The organism is Sphaerisporangium sp. NPDC049003, assembly GCF_043197795.1.
Lineage (GTDB): Bacteria > Actinomycetota > Actinomycetes > Streptosporangiales > Streptosporangiaceae > Sphaerisporangium.
Genome location: NZ_JBICTU010000026.1, coordinates 103269 through 121931, shown reverse-complemented (window position 1 = coordinate 121931; position 18663 = coordinate 103269). Strand labels below are relative to the sequence as shown.

The 18663-nt window shown below is 69.1% G+C and carries 27 protein-coding genes and 1 tRNA gene; 14 read left to right on the top strand and 14 right to left on the bottom strand.

Annotated features, from left to right (window positions below; genetic code table 11):
* Both ACGFIV_RS27365 and ACGFIV_RS27360 read right to left on the bottom strand, forming a co-directional pair.
* Entirely contained in the window at positions 1-333 is a 333-nt protein-coding gene (locus tag ACGFIV_RS27365; protein ID WP_358553424.1) for a LuxR family transcriptional regulator, read from the bottom strand.
* A gap of 165 nt (positions 334-498) precedes the next feature.
* The gene (locus tag ACGFIV_RS27360) at positions 499-1455 is read right to left on the bottom strand and encodes a hypothetical protein (RefSeq protein WP_358553426.1); all 957 of its coding nucleotides are present in this window, start codon (positions 1453-1455) and stop codon (positions 499-501) included.
* A gap of 281 nt (positions 1456-1736) precedes the next feature.
* On the opposite strand from ACGFIV_RS27360, the gene ACGFIV_RS27355 reads away from it, so the two are divergent.
* From ACGFIV_RS27355 to ACGFIV_RS27345, 3 genes are all read left to right on the top strand, one after another.
* On the top strand, positions 1737-1970 hold the full coding sequence (locus ACGFIV_RS27355) for a CDGSH iron-sulfur domain-containing protein (RefSeq protein ID WP_358553428.1): 234 nt from the start codon (positions 1737-1739) through the stop codon (positions 1968-1970).
* Positions 1971-2282: 312 nt separating this feature from the next.
* Positions 2283-2675, top strand: coding sequence for an STAS domain-containing protein (locus tag ACGFIV_RS27350; RefSeq protein WP_358553430.1), 393 nt, complete (start codon positions 2283-2285; stop codon positions 2673-2675).
* 190 nt (positions 2676-2865) lie between these two features.
* Complete coding sequence (locus ACGFIV_RS27345; RefSeq protein ID WP_358553432.1) at positions 2866-3198, top strand: isoamylase early set domain-containing protein; 333 nt, start codon at positions 2866-2868, stop codon at positions 3196-3198.
* 359 nt (positions 3199-3557) lie between these two features.
* Here the strand turns inward: ACGFIV_RS27345 and ACGFIV_RS27340 are convergent, their stop codons facing one another.
* The 5 genes from ACGFIV_RS27340 to ACGFIV_RS27320 all read right to left on the bottom strand — a co-directional run bounded on the left by ACGFIV_RS27340 (position 3558) and on the right by ACGFIV_RS27320 (position 6466).
* Complete coding sequence (locus ACGFIV_RS27340; protein WP_358553434.1) at positions 3558-4352, bottom strand: class I SAM-dependent methyltransferase; 795 nt, start codon at positions 4350-4352, stop codon at positions 3558-3560.
* 102 nt (positions 4353-4454) lie between these two features.
* Positions 4455-4694 carry a TOBE domain-containing protein gene (locus ACGFIV_RS27335; RefSeq protein WP_358553436.1) on the bottom strand — a complete coding sequence of 80 codons (240 nt, stop codon included), beginning with the start codon at positions 4692-4694 and terminating at the stop codon, positions 4455-4457.
* A 192-nt stretch (positions 4695-4886) separates the two neighbouring features.
* Positions 4887-5576 carry a M24 family metallopeptidase gene (locus ACGFIV_RS27330; RefSeq protein ID WP_392838101.1) on the bottom strand — a complete coding sequence of 230 codons (690 nt, stop codon included), beginning with the start codon at positions 5574-5576 and terminating at the stop codon, positions 4887-4889.
* A gap of 59 nt (positions 5577-5635) precedes the next feature.
* Complete coding sequence (locus ACGFIV_RS27325) at positions 5636-6082, bottom strand: hypothetical protein (RefSeq protein WP_358553440.1); 447 nt, start codon at positions 6080-6082, stop codon at positions 5636-5638.
* Between the two features lie 307 nt (positions 6083-6389).
* Positions 6390-6466, bottom strand: a tRNA-Lys gene (locus tag ACGFIV_RS27320).
* Positions 6467-6702: 236 nt separating this feature from the next.
* On the opposite strand from ACGFIV_RS27320, the gene ACGFIV_RS27315 reads away from it, so the two are divergent.
* Positions 6703-7068 carry a PRC-barrel domain containing protein gene (locus tag ACGFIV_RS27315; RefSeq protein WP_358553442.1) on the top strand — a complete coding sequence of 122 codons (366 nt, stop codon included), beginning with the start codon at positions 6703-6705 and terminating at the stop codon, positions 7066-7068.
* A 189-nt stretch (positions 7069-7257) separates the two neighbouring features.
* On the opposite strand, the gene ACGFIV_RS27310 is transcribed toward ACGFIV_RS27315, so the two are convergent.
* Positions 7258-7839 carry a hypothetical protein gene (locus tag ACGFIV_RS27310; RefSeq protein WP_358553444.1) on the bottom strand — a complete coding sequence of 194 codons (582 nt, stop codon included), beginning with the start codon at positions 7837-7839 and terminating at the stop codon, positions 7258-7260.
* 124 nt (positions 7840-7963) lie between these two features.
* Between ACGFIV_RS27310 and ACGFIV_RS27305 the strand changes: the two genes are divergently transcribed.
* From ACGFIV_RS27305 to ACGFIV_RS27290, 4 genes are all read left to right on the top strand, one after another.
* Positions 7964-8497, top strand: a complete 534-nt coding sequence (locus tag ACGFIV_RS27305; RefSeq protein ID WP_358553446.1) for a DUF1360 domain-containing protein — start codon at positions 7964-7966, stop codon at positions 8495-8497.
* Complete coding sequence (locus ACGFIV_RS27300) at positions 8494-8742, top strand: hypothetical protein (RefSeq protein WP_392838100.1); 249 nt, start codon at positions 8494-8496, stop codon at positions 8740-8742. Before ACGFIV_RS27305 ends, ACGFIV_RS27300 begins: the two co-directional genes overlap by 4 nt.
* Complete coding sequence (locus ACGFIV_RS27295) at positions 8739-9239, top strand: DUF6328 family protein (protein WP_358553450.1); 501 nt, start codon at positions 8739-8741, stop codon at positions 9237-9239. Before ACGFIV_RS27300 ends, ACGFIV_RS27295 begins: the two co-directional genes overlap by 4 nt.
* Positions 9240-9403: 164 nt before the next feature.
* Entirely contained in the window at positions 9404-9553 is a 150-nt protein-coding gene (locus ACGFIV_RS27290; protein ID WP_189166679.1) for a GPGG-motif small membrane protein, read from the top strand.
* A 280-nt stretch (positions 9554-9833) separates the two neighbouring features.
* On the opposite strand, the gene ACGFIV_RS27285 is transcribed toward ACGFIV_RS27290, so the two are convergent.
* Positions 9834-10568, bottom strand: a complete 735-nt coding sequence (locus ACGFIV_RS27285; protein ID WP_358553452.1) for a metallophosphoesterase — start codon at positions 10566-10568, stop codon at positions 9834-9836.
* Positions 10565-10861 carry a BON domain-containing protein gene (locus ACGFIV_RS27280; RefSeq protein WP_358553454.1) on the bottom strand — a complete coding sequence of 99 codons (297 nt, stop codon included), beginning with the start codon at positions 10859-10861 and terminating at the stop codon, positions 10565-10567. Before ACGFIV_RS27280 ends, ACGFIV_RS27285 begins: the two co-directional genes overlap by 4 nt.
* Positions 10862-11312: 451 nt before the next feature.
* On the opposite strand from ACGFIV_RS27280, the gene ACGFIV_RS27275 reads away from it, so the two are divergent.
* From ACGFIV_RS27275 to ACGFIV_RS27260, 4 genes are all read left to right on the top strand, one after another.
* Complete coding sequence (locus ACGFIV_RS27275; RefSeq protein WP_358553456.1) at positions 11313-12530, top strand: glycosyltransferase; 1218 nt, start codon at positions 11313-11315, stop codon at positions 12528-12530.
* A gap of 31 nt (positions 12531-12561) precedes the next feature.
* Positions 12562-13458: a glycosyltransferase family 9 protein gene (locus tag ACGFIV_RS27270; RefSeq protein WP_358553458.1), complete on the top strand. Its 897-nt coding sequence runs from the start codon at positions 12562-12564 to the stop codon at positions 13456-13458.
* Between the two features lie 242 nt (positions 13459-13700).
* Positions 13701-13955, top strand: a complete 255-nt coding sequence (locus ACGFIV_RS27265; protein WP_358553460.1) for a hypothetical protein — start codon at positions 13701-13703, stop codon at positions 13953-13955.
* A 13-nt stretch (positions 13956-13968) separates the two neighbouring features.
* Positions 13969-14991, top strand: coding sequence for an SDR family oxidoreductase (locus tag ACGFIV_RS27260; RefSeq protein ID WP_392838099.1), 1023 nt, complete (start codon positions 13969-13971; stop codon positions 14989-14991).
* Between the two features lie 298 nt (positions 14992-15289).
* On the opposite strand, the gene ACGFIV_RS27255 is transcribed toward ACGFIV_RS27260, so the two are convergent.
* The 4 genes from ACGFIV_RS27255 to ACGFIV_RS27240 form a co-directional block, all read right to left on the bottom strand.
* The gene (locus ACGFIV_RS27255) at positions 15290-15553 is read right to left on the bottom strand and encodes a DUF4235 domain-containing protein (RefSeq protein WP_358548635.1); all 264 of its coding nucleotides are present in this window, start codon (positions 15551-15553) and stop codon (positions 15290-15292) included.
* A 2-nt stretch (positions 15554-15555) separates the two neighbouring features.
* A complete protein-coding gene (locus ACGFIV_RS27250) occupies positions 15556-15987 on the bottom strand; it encodes a hypothetical protein (RefSeq protein ID WP_358548632.1) in 432 nt (143 codons plus the stop codon).
* Between the two features lie 165 nt (positions 15988-16152).
* Positions 16153-16545, bottom strand: a complete 393-nt coding sequence (locus ACGFIV_RS27245) for a ChaB family protein (RefSeq protein ID WP_358548642.1) — start codon at positions 16543-16545, stop codon at positions 16153-16155.
* Between the two features lie 207 nt (positions 16546-16752).
* Positions 16753-17040, bottom strand: coding sequence for a DUF6458 family protein (locus ACGFIV_RS27240; protein ID WP_358548630.1), 288 nt, complete (start codon positions 17038-17040; stop codon positions 16753-16755).
* A 140-nt stretch (positions 17041-17180) separates the two neighbouring features.
* Here ACGFIV_RS27240 and ACGFIV_RS27235 point away from each other — a divergent pair, with 140 nt between their 5' ends.
* Complete coding sequence (locus ACGFIV_RS27235) at positions 17181-18074, top strand: AzlC family ABC transporter permease (protein WP_358548628.1); 894 nt, start codon at positions 17181-17183, stop codon at positions 18072-18074.
* On the top strand, positions 18071-18373 hold the full coding sequence (locus tag ACGFIV_RS27230; RefSeq protein WP_358548625.1) for an AzlD domain-containing protein: 303 nt from the start codon (positions 18071-18073) through the stop codon (positions 18371-18373). The genes ACGFIV_RS27235 and ACGFIV_RS27230 overlap by 4 nt, the downstream gene beginning before the upstream one ends.
* The last annotated feature ends 290 nt before the right edge of the window (positions 18374-18663 follow it).

The window sequence follows — 18663 nt, the reverse complement described above, 5'->3', positions numbered from 1 at the left end:
CTAGCGCGGCATGGCCACGGTGAACAGGATCGCCGAGTCCTCCAGTGCCTCCAGGTGGTGGCGGGAGTCCGGCACGATGAGCAGGTCCCCCGCCAGGGCGTCCCACGACACCTCGCCGGACACCACACGCACCCGCCCCCACAGCACGTACACCGTCGCCTCTCCCCGGAGCTCGTGCTCGCTCTGGACGGTGCCCTCCGTGAGCCCGACCACCGTCTGCCGCAGGACGCGCTCGTGCCCGCCGACCACGGTGTCGGCCGCCTGCCCGCCGGTCGACTCGGCCGCGCGTTCCATCTGCCGGCGAGCCACGGCTACGAGAGAGAACTTCTTCATCGCGGTGTTTCCCCCTGTGTTCGGCACGCCGCTGCGCCGTGGCGACCCGGGAAGGGCCACCACGCCGGACCGCCCCGGTCGCACGAGACGACGAGGGCCTACCTCCATGCCTACCCCGGTTGCGCGTCTCCCCTCATCACGGGCCGGATTCTCGACCGGAGGCGCTTACAGCTTGCGCCGGAGCTCGTCGGAGTGGCGGCGGGCTTCCGCGGCGCGGCGGGCGGCGCGGCCATGTTCCCGCTCGGCCTGGGTCAGCCGCTTCTCGGCCGTCTCCTGCCGGTCGAGTGCGGCCTTGAGCTCCCTGCGCAGCCGCTCCGTCTCCTCCGCTACGGCCGCGCGGGCCCTCCCGGCGTCGCCGACCTCCGCTTCCCACTCGCCGAGGGCCCGCTCCGCGTCGCGCGCCTCGGCGTCGGCGGCGGCCGACCGCTCGGCCAGCCGACGGCGCCGTTCCTCTTCCTCGCGCTTCTTGGCGGCCTCGTCCGGCTTCCCTGCCCGCTTCCTCGCGGCCCCGTCGCCACCCTTCGCGCCGTCACCGCGCTTCCCGGCATCACCGCGCTTCGCGCCGTCACCGCGCTTCGCGCCGTCACCTCGCTGCTCGGCGGCGGGCCGTACGGTCCCGGCGGTCGGCGCCGCGCCCGGCTCGGCGAGCTCGCCGGTCGGGACGAACCCGGCGTAGCTCCGCGGCTGCGCGAGCGAGCCCGCGCGTACCTCCTCGGCCACCGCCGGGTCCATCGTCGCGGCGTGCAGGGTGTCCTCGACCTCCCGGGTCGCCGGCTCGCGCAGCGGGCGCCCCGCCTCGCTCGCCAGCGACTGGGCCGTACGGACCAGACCGGAGACCAGCTCGCCCCGCCGCTGGTCGATGCCGCCGATCGGCTCGCCCGACGCCCACGCCGAACGCAGTTCCGCGCCGAGGTCGAGCAGCCGCGCCAGCTCGTCCGGATCGGACCTGGCGAGCCGGTTGACCGCCCACGCCGACACGGTGGGGCGCCGCAGCGCTCCGATCAGCTTGGCGAGCCCGGCGTCACCCGCCTTCTTGGCCTCGGCGGCCAGGTGCCTGCGCCTTTCCACGAAGTCGTCGGGCGTGCCTCCGTACAGCTCGCTCTCGGCGGCGGAAAGGTCCACACCAACCCCCTACCCGAAGCGGCGGGTGACCGAGGGTTCACCGGCTCGCACGCGACTTCTTACGGGACTTCCAGCGGAACTTGAACGCCCACTCACCCATCTGCGCCACGCGCCACATGCTACCGCGCGATCGGTCGATCCTCGCTTGTGTGTTCCCATCCCTGCGGCACGGTGCCGCGTTTCCTCCCATGCCCAAGGCGGGGGTCTCCCCGTGAAGTGGGATGTTTCCCCACGTGGTGGAGTGGTGGATTTGCTTTCCCCCGGCCGGGCACGATGGAGAGATGGCTCAGCGGAGTGAGGACCTGGTCACGGTGACGCCGTGTGAGGACGGCCCGCTTCTCGTACGTGGGCCGTTCGCCCTGATGACCCAGGACGGGCGTCCCATCGACCCTGGCAGGGCGACGGTCGCGCTGTGCCGGTGCGGCCGGTCGTCGACCAAGCCGTTCTGCGACGGCTCGCACAAGGCGACCGGCTTCAAGGCCCCGAGCGATCCCGGCGAGCCCGCCACGACCTGACCCGGTGTGCCCTACCGGGCTCCGGCCGAAAGCCGCGCCGGGATGGGCACGCCGCCGATGGAGCCCTACACGGGGGGCACGCGGGCGGATCCGCGCGCCGTCCACCGGGGGTGGGACGACGCCCCTGATCCTCGTCCCTGTCGACGCGGACGCTCCTTCCTCTTTGCGTATTTGCCCGAACCGTGACTCCCCCTGGAACAGCACGACGTCGCACGTCGAACGGCAGGCCGTGACGTTACCGATAGATGAGATGCCGAGGGGTAGCGTGATTTGGAAATAGCACCCAAATCCGATGAAAGCACCTAAATAGCCATGCAATTAATAATCTCCGTGTCACACCATCCGCCTGTCACGGTGCTGAGGCTGGCAGGCGATCTTGATCTCGCGACGACCGGCCTCCTGGCCGGGACCCTCGACGATCTCCTGCGCGACGGGCACACCACCCTGGTCGTGGACGCGTCCGCCCTGGATTTCTGCGATGTGACCGGCGTGGACGCCCTCCTGGAAGGCCACATGGCGGCGGACAGGGCCGGTGGCTCTCTCCGGCTGAGCGGAGTGCACGGCTTCCTCCACCGCGTGCTGGAGCTGACCCGGCTCTGTGACGTCCTCCAGACGACCGACCTCCTACCAGAGAGGGCTGACGGCTTCCCGCCCGAGGGTTTCCGGCCCGACGGCGCGGACGGTTTCATGCCCGTGTACCACTAGCCCGGCCGCCTGTAAGGGCCAGAGCGAATCCATGGCTGTGCTTGGCACACGCGCAGGAATCCCCGACGACGGCCAGGGGTAGGACGCAGATACGGCTGCCCGGGGGGCAGCTTTCCGCGACATCGGCGGTCAGATGACCACTTCGTACGTTCTCTCGTCGCGGACATGACCGGCAGTTGGAGGACAAACGATGATCAAACGTGGTCGGCCCGCCAAGAACGGGCTTGTCGAACTCACCTTCACCGTGCCGGTCGACCAGGCGCCGGCCGGCCTCTCCCTCGTGGGCGACTTCAACGCCTGGGATCCCTACGCCCATCCGATGCGGCAGGACGACGACGTCTACCAGGTGACGATCTCCGTCCCCGCCGATCGGCCCATCTGCTTCCGCTACCTGGGCGACGGAGGAGTCTGGTTCGACGACGCCGACGCCGACCGTCACGACCGCGAGGGCGGCCATCTGGACCCCGCGCCGGCGGACATCTCGAACGCCAACGGCAGGACCGCCACAGTCTCCGCCGGCTGACCGGCGGGGGTCACGGAGCGAGCGGCGCGGGCACTCCCATAGGCCTGAAGCTCCTACAGAACCTCGTGAGGCTCGCGCCCGCCGCTGAAGTACATCACCCGCTGCCCGCCGGACAGGCCCGCCCGTACGGCGTCAGCGGTCATCTTCCTGCGCGCGGCATCCGAGTCGAACACTCCGCACTGATGCCGACCGGCACCGGCACCACTCACCGGTACCACCGCACCCGGTGGAGACATCGCACATCCATTCCGATGACCGAACCTTGACCCCACGATAACGCCGAACGGTACTAATCCCCATGCCCAGCCGGTCATCGTCGGAATGCTCGACCATGACGCGACCGGCTCTCCCCCGCTGCCTCAGGTGAGGCGGTGGGCGACTCGCAGCTCGGTGAGGTAGCGCTTGCTGATCTGGCCGCCGTGTCGCTCGATCAGAGATCCGATGCAGCTCAGCAGCCCATCTCGCGCACCCTCCTCCAGCATTCGGTGACCGGAGTAGGTACGCAGCACATCGAGATATCGCGCGGTCGAGTACGACAACTCCCACTCATAGCGACGGAAGACGGCCGGTCCGAACCGCTTAGACCCGTCCAGTTCCGCGCTGTCGGCGGGGATGTCGCTGGAGGGGAGCAAACGCAGTCCCGGCGGCGTCGAGGGGTCGAACCGCTCATAGCAGTGCTGCACCTCGCGGAAGAGGTCCTCGCTGCCGCCGGCGACATGATGGGTGGCGATGGTGGCCAGCGCACCACCGACGCGCAGGGCGTCGGCCGCCTTGCCCACCCTGACCGCCGGGTCGATCCAGTGGAACGCCGTCGCCGACAGCACGACGTCGAACGGCTGTTCCGGCAGCGGCCACTCCTCGAACGCCGAGGTCACCACGTTGACCAGCGGAAAACGCTCCAGATTGCGGCGAGCCACCACGGCCATCGCCGCCCCGAGCTCCACCGCGACGATCTGGCAACCCCGCTCGGCCAACGGCACCGTAGCCTGCCCCGTCCCGGGGCCGACCTCCAGCACCCGGCACCCCGCGCGGGTTCCGGCCAGATCAGCCAGATCCTCGAACACCTCAGGCGGATAACCCGGACGGGCCTGGTCATACAGCTCAGCGTCCTCGCTGAAGGTCTCCCGCAACCTCTCGCGATCGCTCTCCACCATGCGCAAAGGCTACCGAACCCGGTGCGCTTGGCCCCAGCGGCGCGGTGGTCTCACCAAGCCGGACGGCCGTTCCATCCTGGCCGTCCGGCGTGGGTCCCGTCCTCAGTCCTTCACGGCCAAGATCAGGTCGGAGGCCTTGATCAGCGCGATCACCTCGCTGCCCTGCGACAGGCCCAGCTCCTCTGCGGCCTCCGTGGTGATCGAAGCCACCAACCGCACTCCACCCGCGTCCAGTTCCACATTCGCCGTCGCCTCACCGTGGGTCACGGCGGTCACCCTCGCCGGGATCTTGTTGCGCGCGCTCAACCGCATGGCCGACACTCCCTTGATCGATATTGCCATCGCCTGCCTCATTCCCCATCAGGACCGCCTCAGGCCGAAAGACGCCACAGGCAACGCGGATGGTTCACCCGGGTTTCGACGGATACCGAAAGGCGTCGACGGTCTCATGGGTGGTCACCGGGGTCGCAGGCGAGCAGGGCCCAGCCGCGGCGCGCCGCCTCCTAGTCGGTGTACGGGCTCCCGAAGGGCGGGTCATCCAAGGTCGAGCAGTTCCTCGTAGAAGCCACCGAACCCGCGTTCCCGATCGACCAGATGGATCTCCAAGATCCAGTGGCAGCGCCGTCCGGCCCGGTCGGTGCGTCGCATCGGTGTCTCGTTGCCGGGTGCGATGTAGGACTCGATGTCGGCGCCGTCGATCTTCTCGTGGGGGAACTCGCCCACCAGGTGCCCGGCGATCGAACCCCCGAACTCCCACCCGGCCTCGGCGGACAGCCGCTCGACCTCGGCATACAGTCGCTCCCCGGTGATATCCGGCTCGGCCTCGAAGACGCGGCGTCCGGCGGCGAAGACCGCGGGCAGATCCTCGCGCAGCCGATGCTTGACGGGATCGTCGCCGAGCACGAAGGTGCGCCCGAAGTCGGCCTCCCATGCCTCGAAGATGGGGCCGAAGTCGGCGAAGGCGATGTCGTCCTCGCCGATGATCCGATCCGGAGGGTTCTCCTGGTACGGCTGGAGGGTGTTGGGCCCGGATCGCACGATCCGCTTGTGCCAGTGGCGGGTTGTGCCGAACATCTCGTTGGCCAGATCACGGATGCTGTCACTGACCGCGCGTTCGCCGCGCCCACTCGCGATCAGGCCCCGCGTCTCCACCTCGCGGAACAGCTCGGCCGCTTTGGCCTGGGCGTCCAACAGCCGCGCGACACGCACGCTTTCGTCTGCCATGTTGCCGAACGTATCCACCCCCCGACGACCGAGCAAGGCGATTACCCCCACCAGCTCGACTAGGATTTCAGCGCTAAATCGTCCTTCACCACAACGGAGAGGAGTCCATCTTCGTCGAAGTCCATGAGGACGCCCGACCCGACCACCTGCCACCATGTTTCATCCGGCACGTAGGGCTGGGTTTCAATGACTACCTCCCCCCGGTCGCGCAACGCGGCAAGCAGCTCATCTCGGCGAGGAGTCAGCCCTCTTCCCGAATCGCATAGACCGACCGGCAGGTTCACATTTTCCCCGGCAGGCTCTATTGCTATATACCAGATGACATCGCTGCGCGATCTACCAATCTGGACTCCCGCGAAGGCATACATCTTGTCATCCGGCCCCTCGGTCTCGCCGTCCGGAGGACCAAGCACACGTAGCGCCTTAAACCAGGGATCTCCAATTTCAAGTCCCTTCAGATCACCCGTTGCGGCGAAGCCGACTATCTGCTTCACGATCATTTCCACCTCACATCCAACGACTGCTTCGAGGCCGGGGGCCTGTCAATGCTTGATCCGTGAGATGCCGGTCGCACGCAGCGATCATGGCTTATCAGGGCGTATGAGGATTTCTAGGCTTGGGACCTCATGGGCCGCTCCAGCCGATGCTTCGGACCCGCTGATCGCTGATCGGGTGCTGCTCGGTGAGGCGGCGCTCCCGGACACGCCGGCTACTTGCAGGTCAGGCCACCCGGCGACTGCCGGGCGAGGGCCGCGAAATGACTCTGGGCACCCTCGTCGTGAACGAGGATGCCCAGGTCATCAGCGTCAGCCGTGGTGCGCCGCCAGGGACTCGAACCCCGGACCCGCTGATTAAGAGTCAGCTGCTCTAACCAACTGAGCTAGCGGCGCGCGACCCCATCCAGATTAGCGGTACAAACGGGGTGGCTGTGACATCTGCCCGGCTTAGAACCCCAACGGGTGTGTCTACCAGGCGTGTCTCTCCAGGATCGTACGTGCCGGCGGGCCGCTCGTCGGTCGGCCTTACCGTCGCGCAAGGCCGACGTATCCGCGTGACGACGTTTGGCGGGGGATGAGCGGGTAGGGCGGAGAGTCCCGACGAAGGCAATCGAAGGGAGAACGCGAACATGCAGCAGGATCTTTGGAGCTACAGCCCGACCGTCACCGGGGCCAACCAGAACTTCGACGTGGTCGGATACCACGTCGAGGCCACGGACGGCAAGATCGGTTCAGTCGACGAGGCCACCTACGAGGTGGGCGAGAGCTACCTGATCGTGGACACCGGTCCCTGGATCTTCGGTAAGAAGGTCATGCTTCCCGCGAGCACGGTCACCCAGATCGACCCGCAGGAGAAGAAGATCTTCCTTAGCCGCACCAAGCAGGAGATCAAGGACTCGCCGGAGTTCGACGAGGCCGCGTTCAAGGAGCCCGCGTACCGCAACCAGGTGGGCGACTACTATGGCCGCTTCCCGTTTGGGCCGGGCACCCTCTAGGCCATCACCCGCCCGGGAAGAAGCGAAGGCCGCGCCTCCAAGGCGCGGCCTTCCGCCGTATAGCCCGGAGATCGCCAGTCTTCCGCCGTATACGCCGGAGATCGCCGTTTGAGCCTGAGTTCGTCACCGTACAAAGCCTGAGTTCGTCACCGTACAAAGCCTGAGGCCATCGCCGGGCGAGCCGAGAGATCAGGGCCAGCGGGTGTCGGCGTCGTCGGGTGGGGGCTTGGGGCAGGCCACGCCGAGCCGGTCGAGCAGGGTCAGGAACGTCGAGGCGTACGGGGAGACCGACGCGACGACGGCGACCCGGTCCCAGTCGACCTGCTCCCTGAGGGCGCGGACCTGCGGCAGCATCGACCCGTAGTCGCAGCTGTGCTCCGACATCGGCAGGATCCACGAGATGACGAGGTCGGTCGCGTCGAGGACGGGGAGGCTCAGCGCCGCCGTGTTGATCATGTCGGCCCTGCCGATCATCTCCGGCGTGACCGGGCGCTCCTCGATCCTGAAGATCAGGTCGACCAGTCTGTCGCCCTCGTCGAACGCCTTGACCAGCCAGTCCTCCGGCGGCCTGGCCGTGCGGAACCCGACCTCCCTGAGCATCTCCAGCGTGCGAGGCACGTCCTCCTCGACCAGCACGAAGTCGACATCGTGCAACGAAGGGGCGGCGCCGCGGGCATAGGCCGCACAGCCGCCGGCGAGCGCGAACCGCACACCCTCGGCCTTGAGCACGGACCCGGCGCGCTTCAACGTGTCGATGATCGCGTCGGTCACCTCATGCGTGTGACTTCCCAAGGCTCACCCCCAAACGAGCGCAGGCTGAAGATCGCACCTACCCGCCTTCCCCGTAGGCCAAACACGGCGCATGGTCGTGCCCCGGGAGGGTAGGCGGCGGCCTATGACCAACATATTCACGAGCACACTTCGTAAGGAGGAACGGGCCTACGAGAACGGAGCCGATCGGCCGCTTGGATCTTACCTGCGCGTTCTCGGCGTCTACGGCGGCACGGTGGCGGGACTGCTCGCCCTGGGCAAGCTGACGGGCGCCAGGCCACCGGCGCGGATCCCCCCGATGGATCTGCTTTTCATGGGGCTGAGCACACACCGACTCTCCCGGACGATCACGAAGGACCCGGTCACGAGCCCGTTCCGGGCACCTTTCACACGCTACGCCGGGTTGAGCGGACCTGCCGAACTGAGGGAGGAGGTTCGCGGCCACGGCATCAAGCATGCCGTAGGCGAGCTTGTGACCTGCCCCTTCTGCGTCGCGCAGTGGGTCGCCACGGCCTACGCCGCCGGGATGGTCTTCGCCCCCGCGTTCACCCGCCTCGTGGGGGCCACCATGTCCGCCGTCGCCGTCTCCGACTGGTTACAACTCGGGTACGCGCGCCTGATGCGGCCCACCGAGGAGCCGCCCGAGGAGGAGTCATGACCGAGATCTCCCTCAGCGCGTCGCTGAAGGCCCTGCAGGACAACCCCTACGGCAAGTGGTTCGGGTTCGCCGCGCTCGGACTGGTCGCGTTCACCCTCCTCAGCGTCGTGGCGGGCCTGGCGGGAGCCGTCTGGCTGACGGTCCTCCTGGGCTTACTGGCCTACGCGGCACTGGCGGGTGCCCTGTTCACCGTGCGGCGCATGGTACGGGCCCACCGGCGCGAAAGGATCAGGAAGTACAGATGACGTTGAGTGACATGGCCGGACCCGAGTCCGAAGAGAGCCACAAGGAACGGGTCGACCGTGAGCTCGGCGAACTCCTCCAGGGGTTACGCGTGGCGGCCACGGGCGTGCAGGTGCTTTTCGCCTTCCTTCTCACACTTCCCTTCTCCACGGGTTTCGGAAAAGTCGACGAGCCAGGACGGTGGCTGTTCTATGTCGCCATGCTGAGCGCCGCCGTGGCGTCCATTTGCTTCATCGCCCCGGCGACGCAGCACCGCATCCTTTTCCGCACCCAGTTGAAGGAGCTCATGCTCAAACGCGCCAACCGGCTCGGCGTCGTGGGAGGGATCGCGCTCGCCATCTCCATGACCTGCTCGACCGGCCTGGTCGTGGAGGCCTTCCTCGGCCTCCTGCCGGCGGCGCTGCTGGCGGGAGGAGTGGCGGGACTGAGCGGCTGGCTGTGGTTCGTGGAGCCCCTCGTCTCACGCCACCGCGGGCGGGACCGCGCACAGGAGGGCTGACACGTTCTACAGGCGCCTCCCCACGTCGGGCGACGAGGGGAGGCGTCCGTACGTTTGCGCTGGCCAGCCCCATACTTGGCTGTGGCTTGAACATTAACCCAGCGATAGCAAGAGTTGATTCGCAAACACGTTAATGAAGCATTTGTCAGGGCAGAGGGATGCCCATGGGTACACTTCTTTGGCTCATCGCCGTCGTTCTCGTCATCGCCGGGATCTACGTCATCCTGGCCCGTCGCGACCTCCTCTGGGGGATCGTCCTCATCGTCGTCGGCCTTCTCGTCGGGCCCGGTGGCGTCAGCATCTTCCATCCGTAACGTTCACCTAGAACACCAGGCGAAGTTGGGACGCGGAAGCGGCGGACCGGCCCATCCGGCCCGCCGCCGCGGCCCCATGCCAACGGTCCCTCACAGGCACCGATTCGAGCGTTCGAAAAGAGAAAAACGAGAAATCTCAGCGGTCAGCCGATCCCCTTGGCTGAACCGCGCCTCACCATGCGGCCCTCTCAGACCGTCCGCCCGCCCGGAACAGCCTTCGCCCCGCCGAGGAGAGATCCTGGGCGGGGCGGAAAGACGTCGGCGGGCGTGTCAGGGCGGGTCAGCAGATCTCGGGGTCCTCACCGCCAAGGCAGTAGACGGCGTACGCCCTGCTGAGCACGGGCAGCGCCACGTTGCGGACGCGGACTCCACCGGGCGTCACGCCCTTCTCGACACCGGCGTGCGCGTGCCCGTGGATGAAGAGGTCGGCGCCCTCGGCGTCGACCGCCTCGGCGAGCAGGTAGCTGCCGAGGAAGGGATAGATCTCCAGCGGCTCTCCCGCGAGGGTGTCCTTGACCGGCGAGTAGTGGCTGAGCACCACCTTGTGGTCGGTGTCCAGGCCCTTGAGCGCCTTGTGCCAGAGCTCGGCGATCTCCCTGGTGTGCCGGACGAACGCCTTCATCTGCGGCTCACCGAACTCGCTCGCGCACTTGCCCGCGAACCCGCCGCCGAAGCCCTTGCCGCCCGCCACGCCGAGACGTACGTCGCCGCACTCGATCACCGTGGAGTCGTCCTGCAGGACGCGTATCCCGGCGTCTCGGAGCAGATCGACGATCTCGTCCTCGGCGTCGGACTGGTAGTCGTGGTTGCCGAGCACGGCGACCACGGGAACCGGCAGGTCGCGGAACTCGTCGGCCACGACCCTGCCCTCCTCGGGGGTGCCGTGACGGGTCAGGTCGCCCGCGATCAGCAGCACGTCGGCCCGCTCCTCGATGCCGTCCAGCCTGCGGCGGTACCTCCCCCGGATGTCCTCACCCAGGTGGACGTCGCCGACGGCAGCGACTCTGATCTTCACAGGGTCTCCTCCTCTCCCGGTTCCCTCACCTCGACCACGGTGACCTCGTTGTGGATCTTCAGGCCGGGCGCGGTGTCACCGGCCACCGCCGCGACGAGGAGCCGGCGTTCGTGCGACTCCACCTGGCCGCCCAGGAAAAGCTGGTCACCGCGGATGTCGACGCGTATCCCGAGCTCGTAGGTGCGCTCGTCCTCCGCGAGCGCCCGCTGCACGCGGGCGGCGACGTAGTGAGGAGCGTCGTAGTGCGGAGCGTCGTGATGCGAGGCGACGTCGTGCTGAGCCTCGTGGGACATCGTCTACCCCCCTCCGATCGAGTACAGGTCTCGCCCTGCCCGACGTACCGGCCGCGAAACCGGGGAGGTTTGATGGGTCGTTCTCAGGATAGAACAGCGCGTTGACAAGAAGTGAGTACGACGCCGGCGCCGACGTCGCCACCGTGCACCCTGCCCCCCGTGCACCTCGCGACCGCGGCCGCCCTCCGTATGGTCCACCCTTGCTCGTGATCTGTGACCGAAGTCGATCCGTGCCGAAGTCTGATCCCCGAGGTTCTGATCCCCCAAGGTTCCGATCCGCGCCGAGGTTCTGATCCACGCGGAAGTTCGTGATCCGTGCCGCGCCGGGTGGCCAGCGCATGCTCCACACGCCATCAGGCATCGACCAGCCCGATTTCGGGCGCCCCCTCCCTGAGCTCGATGCCCCCGAGCCAGGAAGCCAGCAGGGATCGGCCAACCTGGAGGAGATCCGGTGAAGGTAGCAATGGTGTCCGAGCACGCGAGTCCCCTCGCCCTCGCCGGAGGCGTGGACTCCGGCGGCCAGAACGTCCACGTCGCGGCCCTCGCCCGGAGCGTGGCCGCCAGGGGTCACGACGTGACCGTCTACACCCGCAGGGAGAGCACCGAGATCGCCGAAGAGGTGGCGTTCGGCCCCGGCGTGTCGGTGGTCCACGTCCCCGCGGGTCCGCCGGAAAGGATCCCCAAGGACGCGATCCTGCCGTGGGTCCCCGACTTCGGGCACTGGCTTCGGCAGCGCTGGATGTTCCAGCCCCCGGACGTCGTCCACAGCCACTTCTGGATGAGCGGCCTCGCGGCCCTGGCCGCCGCCCGCGATCCCGGGATCCCCGTGGTCCACACCTTCCACGCCCTCGGCGTGGTGAAGCGGCGCCACCAGGGCACGGACGACTCCAGCCCGCGCGAGCGACTGAAGGCGGAGATCGTCGTCGCCCGGGGCGTCGACCGGGTCATCGCCACGTGCGGTGACGAGGCCGAGGAGCTGATCCGGCTGGACGTCCCCCGCCGCTCGGTCCAGGTCGTACCCTGCGGCGTCGACTGCGGGGAGTTCGGGCCGTACGGGCCCGCCGCGCCGCGCCCGCGCGGCCCGCGCGTGCTGTCCATCGGTCGGCTGGTGCCCCGCAAGGGCGTCGACACCGTCATCGAGGCCATGCGCCTGGTCCCCGGAGCCGAGCTGATCGTCGCGGGAGGGCCGCCCGCCCGCGAACTGGACCATGACCCCGAGGTCACGCGGCTTCGCCGTATCGCCTCCGAGGCCGGGGTCGCCGGCCGGGTCCGCTTCGTCGGCCGTGTCTCCCACGAGAGCGTCCCGGCCCTCATGCGCTCCGCCGACCTGGCCGTCTGCGTCCCCTGGTACGAGCCGTTCGGCATGGTCACGCTGGAGGCCATGGCCTGCGGGCTCCCCGTGATCGCCTCCTCCGTCGGCGGCCAGTGCGAGACCGTGGTCGACGGCCTGACCGGCACGCTGGTCCCGCCGCGCGACCCGAGGTCCCTCGCCACGGCCCTCAACACGCTGCTCCACGACCACGACCGGCGCGCGGCGTACGGGACGGCGGGCGCCGAGCGTGCCCGCGCGCGGTACGACTGGCCCCGGATCGCCGCCGAGACCTGCGCCGTCTACGAGGAGGTCCTGGAGGCGCGCGGACGTATCCCTGTCGGAAGGAAGGCGTCGTGAACCCCGGTTGCGTCCCGGGGGGCTCTGGACCATGAGCGTCGCCCTGGTGCTGCGGGCGCACGGCATAGGCGAGCTGCTCACGGCCGTACCGGCCCTGCGGGCGCTGCGCCGTGGCGGCCTGAACGTCGTCCTCGCCGCGCCGCCGGAGCTGAACGATCTCGCCCTTCTCACCGGCGCCGTCGAGGGCCTGCTGCCCATGCGTGGTCTGGACGAGCTCACGTGGAACGGCCGGCGGCCGGACCTGGCGGTGAACATGCACGGGCGCGGGCCGAGAAGCCATCGCCTGATGATGGACCTGCGGCCTCGGCGGCTGTGGGCCTTCGCCAACCCGGCCGTGCCCCGGCTGAAGGGGCCGGGCTGGCACGAGCACGAGCACGAGGTGACGCGCTGGTGCCGGCTCGTCACCTGGTACGGCTCGCGCGCCGACCCCGCCGACCTGGCCCTTCCCGTCCCGCTCTGCCACAACCCGGCGCCCGGAGCCGTGGTGATCCATCCGGGGGCCAGGGAGGCGGCGAGGCGCTGGCCGCCCGAGCGCTTCGCCGCGGTGGCGAGGGCCATGGTCGCCGAGGGCCTGAGGGTGGTCGTGACCGGAAGCCGGCGTGAGCGCCCCATGGCCCTGCTGGTCGCGTCCCAGGCGAAGCTGGCGCCGCGCAGCGTGCTGGCCGGCCGTACATCCCTGAAAGAGCTGGCCGGCGTGGTAGCGGGGGCGGGCCTGGTGGTCAGCGCGGACATCGGGATGGCGCAGCTCGCGACGGCGTACGGCACCCCGTCGGTGGTGGTGTTCGGCCCCGAATCGCCCGCCCGGTGGGGGCCGCCCGCGGACAGGCCGTGGCACCGGGCCCTCGCGCGCGGCGCCGATCCCCGGTCGGTGACCGTGGAGGACGTCGTGGCGGCCGGCCGCGAGGTCCTCTCCGTCCCCGTCCGCTGAGACTCCGTCCTCGTTCGCTGAGACTCCGTCCCCGTCCGCCGGGACGGCGTTCCCGAAAGGCGTTCCCCGAGAAGGCAGGGGTTTGGACGGGCTCCTGAACGGTAGCTGGGAGGGAACGGTGTCCACCAGCAGGAGGAAGAGGACGTGTTCCATCGATCGGCTCAGGTCGTCAACCGGCCGGAGCGCACATGACGTCGGATCTGTCGGGTATGGGAGACGTCCAGCCGAAAGGGGGACCGGCAATGAACGAAACGCCGGAACAGCGGTCTTCGACCGGTAAGCCCATGGTGACGGGAACTCCCCGGGACGTCATTCACCTACGCCTGGGGTCGTTCGTCCTGTTCCTCGCGGTGGCACTCGGAGTGCTGGCGCTGGTCGCCAAGGCCACGTTGATCGTCGTGGTCCTCGCCGTGGTCGCCGTGATCGCCGTCGTGGACGTCGTGCTGGCCGTACGGCGCCAGCGCCGTCTCGGCGGTGGACCGCGGTCCACCGGCTGAAGCAGCGGATCGCATGGTCCGCCGGCTGAAAGGGGAGAACGTGTTAAGCGGGAAGGTCGTCGTCGTGACCGGCGCCAGCGGTGGCGTCGGCCGCGCTGTGGTGCGGATACTCGGAGAAAAGGGCGCGAAGGTCGCCCTCATCGCGCGGGGGGAGACCGGCCTCGCGACCGCCGCCGCCGAGGTGGGAGGCGAGGGCGGCACCGCCAAGGTCTTCCCCGCGGACATGGCCGACCACGAGCAGGTGGACGCCGCGGCCGACAGCGTCGAGAAAGAGCTCGGCCCCATCGACGTGTGGATCAACGTGGCGTTCGCCTCGGTGTTCGCGCCGTTCACGGAGATCGAACCGGCGGAGTACGAGCGCACCACCAAGGTCACCTACCTCGGGTACGTGTGGGGCACCCGGGCCGCGCTGCTCCGGATGCGTCCGAGGAACCGTGGCGTCATCGTGCAGACCGGTTCCGCCCTGGCCTACCGCGGCATCCCGCTCCAGGCGGCCTACTGCGGCGCCAAGCACGCCATGAAGGGGTTCACCGAGTCGGTCCGTACGGAGCTGCTCAACGGCGGCAGCGACGTGAAGATCACCATGGTGCAGCTGCCCGCGGTGAACACCCCGCAGTTCGACTGGGTGCTCTCGCGGCTGCGCCGCCACCCCCAGCCCGTGCCGCCGATCTTCCAGCCGGAGGTCGCCGCGCGGGCGATCGTGTACGCCGCCGAGCATCCGTCCCGCCGGGAGTACTGGGTGGGCGGCAGCACCGCGGCGACGATCATCGGTGAGAAGTTCGCCGCCGGGCTGATCGACCGCTACCTCGGCAAGACGGGCGTCGACTCCCAGCAGACCGACGACAAGCCGAGCGGTGTGGCGAACCTGTGGGAGCCCGCGGACGAGCACCGCGACTACGGCGCCCACGGGAGCTTCGACCAGCGTGCCAAGGACCGCAGCGTCCAGGTGTGGTTGTCGCAGCACCGCAACCTGGTCGCCGCCGGCGTGGGCGGCGCCGCCGCGGCGGCTCTGGCCGTCCTGGCCGCCCGCCGCTGACAGCCGCGGACAGCCGCGGACAGCCGCGGACAGCCGGTCAGAAGGACCGGCCGGGAAGACCGGGTCACGGGAAACGGGCGGGGGAACGCCTCACATGCCGGAGGGCGACGGAATCGATTCCGTCGCCCTCTCGCTTTCCCAGATCTTCTCAACCCTCCCGGGAGGCCTCTGAGCTTTCCCGGACTTCCGAGCCCTCCCGGGGACTTCTGAGCTCTGCCTGGATATCCACGCCATTCCCGGATCTCCAGGCCCTGCTGGGACTTCTAGGCCGTGCTGGGGGCCGTCCGGCCGGATGGGGTCACTTTCCCGGCCATTCTCCTGTGGCGTTCTGGATGCCTTCCGCGCTCGCGCGGTCGATGGCGGCCTTCACGACACCGAAGATCGCGCCCTGGACCGCGGCGGCGATCAGGACCTCACCCCAGCCGTACTTCTTGGACGTGGCCTCGGGGGCGTCGCTCTTGCCCGCCGCCAGCTTCCAGACCTGCTTGAAGATCAGGCCCGAGATGAAGCCGCCGGCCATACCGGACAGCGCGCCCACCGACCTGTAGGCAAGCTTCTTCACGACTACTTCTTCCTCCGCAGCACCCGCCAGAGAACGAGGAGGCCGGCGGCCACCGCGGCGGTGACCCACGGGCGGTTCTTCGCCTGGGTGACGACCTTGTCGGCCGCGTCCTTCACCTCGTCGGGCATGGTGGAGCGGGCCTTCTCGGCGAGGTCGCCCGCCTTGCCCGCCAACTCGGTCGCCTTGCTCCCGGCCAGTCCAGCCAGGTCACCGGCCTTGTCGCTCGCCTTGGCCGCGAGGTCGCCGGCCTTGTCACCGGCCCTCGCGGCCAGGTCCCCCGCTCTGTCGCCCGCCTTGGAAGCCAGCTCTCCGGCCTTGTCACCGGCTTTGGAAGCCAGAACCCCGGCCTTGTCACCGGCTTTGACCGCGAGGTCGCCCGTGCTCTTCTTCGCCTCGGTCAGCGCGTCCTGCGCCCGGCCCGTAATATCCGCCATCGTGTCCTCCTTTGCCATGGCACCCCGCTACCCCCGCAGGAAGGGCTCTAACGGGTTTTCGTTCACCGGCGCGCCCTTAGGAGCCATCCGGAGGGCGAGAACGAGAAGGCCGGCCCGGCTTGAGCCGGACCGGCCGATGTGAACGCCGCCGAATTCGCTGTCGGGTCATCTGGCTTTCGCGGTGAACCTGCGGTTCGCCTTCTTGATGGCCTCGACGAGCTCGCCCTTGTTCATCTTCGACCGGCCTTCTACGCCGAGCCGGGCGGCCACCTTGTACAGGTGTTCCTTGCTGGCGTTGGCGTCGACGCCCTCAGCGGTCTCGCCCCGTGCCGGCGTGCCACGCGCGGCCTGGGCATCGGACGGGCCCTTGTGGGCCTTCGGCTCCCAGTGGTCGCCGACCTTCTCGAACGAATGCTTCAGCGCGGCGAACGCGGTGCGGTGGGCCCTTTCGCCCTCCCCATACGTCTCCACGGCTGAATCATGCGCTTTTATCCATGTTGCTTGTGCCTTTTTCGGGGAGCGCTCGATGGTCGACGGGAGCTCCTGCTTTCCAGGCATGGCCTCTTCCTCCTCGAAGAACCGCTGCCGGCCGCGTGGTGGTACGGCGAAGACGCTCGATGACGTTCCCCGCCCCCGCCGTCTTCCTACGCGAGCGGCGAAACCTTTGAACAGCCCGTCCATCCCCAAGAACCTGTCATGACTTTTCGTGACACATCCGGTTCCCGGGGACCCCACCTACGCCGCCGTCCCACGGGGACTCCAGGGTCAGACAATCGGGTCGTCGTAACGCCGCTCCTCGTACACCTGGGTTCGCGTGCCGTCGACCGGGCTGACAGGACTGACAGGGCTGACCGGGCTCACGGGAGTCGTGCGGCTGACGGCGGTCCGTCGCACGGTGGTCAGGCGCCAGATGCCGAACAGCAGTCCGGCGATACCACCGAGCATGAGAATCACGCCGACGACGTTGATGTCGACGCCCGCGAGGTCGAACTCGACGGCCCACGTCAGGATGGCGCCGAGCATGATCAGGAAGATGCTTCCGGCTATGGTCATGGAAATGCCTCCTTCGCTCCTCGCCCCCCCTACTTTCCCTCCCACGGATCTCAAACGTCCGAGGGCCGCCGAGTCCCGCCGCGCCGTACTCCGGTTATTCCGTTTGCCCAGGCAGACACGTCGGTGGTACGCACTCTTCCGTGACGTTCAGCGATAAACCGACCTTCACCGGCAAGCGTGTCGTCCTGCGCCCCGCCGGCCCTGAGCACGCCGACGGCCCGTGGGAGCGGAAAAGCAACGATCCGAAGGTCCCGCGTTCCGCACGGCCTTCCAGCGATCCTCCCGGCCACCCGGCACCGGCCGCCCCCGAGTGGCCGGCCGCGCGCGCGTCGGTGCTCCGCGACGCGGCCGGGATCGCCCTGACCAGCGGGGCGTACGCCGTGTCCTGCGGCGCGATCTGCACGGCCGCGGGGCTGACCATCCTTCAGACGCTCGCCCTGTCGCTGCTGATGTTCACGGGCGCGTCACAGTTCGCGATCGCCGGGGTGATCGGCTCCGGTGGCAACCCCCTCGCCGGTGCCGCCGTCGCCGTACTGCTGGGCAGCCGCAACGCGCTGTACGGCCTGCGGCTCGCCTCGCTGCTGAACGTCAGGGGCGCCCGCAAGGCCCTGGCCGCGCAACTCGTCATCGACGAGAGCACCGCGATGGCCGTCGGCCGCGATACCGAGCGAGCGGGGCGGCTCGGGTTCTGGGCGACCGGCGTCGGCATCTACGCCCTTTGGAGCCTCGGCAACCTGCTCGGCGCGCTCGGTGCCCAGGTCCTGCCCGATCCCGAGGTGCTCGGCATGGACGTCGCCGCGCCCGCCGCGTTCCTCGCCCTGCTGGCGCCGCGCATGCGCGCCGGCCGTCCCTGGGTCGCGGCCCTGCTCGCCGCCGCCACCGCGCTTCTCGCCGCGCCGGTGCTGCCGGCGGGCGTCCCCGTGCTGCTGGCCGCGCTGGTGGTGGGGGTGCTCGCGCTGCTCCTGCCCTCGAAGGCGACCGGACCGCGGCCCGCCCCGGAGAACGCTCCGGATTCTGTGGAGGAGGCCTCATGATCTGGTATGCCGTGATCGCCGCGAGCGTGGGCTGCTACCTCTTCAAGCTCGCCGGGCTGTCCGTGCCGGAGCGGGTCCTGCGGGACGACCGCACGCGCCGGATCGCCGCGCTGCTCCCCGTGGGCCTGTTGAGCGCCCTCATCGCCACCCAGACGTTCACGACGGGCCACCACATCGCCCTGGACGCTCGCGCCGCCGGGCTCGGCGCGGCCGTGATCGCGCTGCTGTTCCGCGCGCCTTTCCTGGTAGTCGTGGCGGTGGCCGTGACGACCACCGCCCTGTTACGCCTCCTCGGGTGAACGCGGGTGACCGCCTCGCACCCCCGGAGTCATCGGGATCTAGGCGCCGCCGTTCCGCGCCGCGTTCTTCTTGGCGATGCCCCTGACCACCTCATCGACGTGCGGCTCGCACACCGGGTCCCGGGAACGCCTGCCGGAGAACCAGCTCGTCTCGATCACGTAGTCGGCTGGATGCCCGCATAGGCAGGTGCCAGGGTTTTCTGGGTCTACCGGTACTACCGCTGTCTGCTGCCTGACCATGAATCGAGCGTAGCCGCGATATGACCTCTTTTCTCCAAGAACGCTCGCTT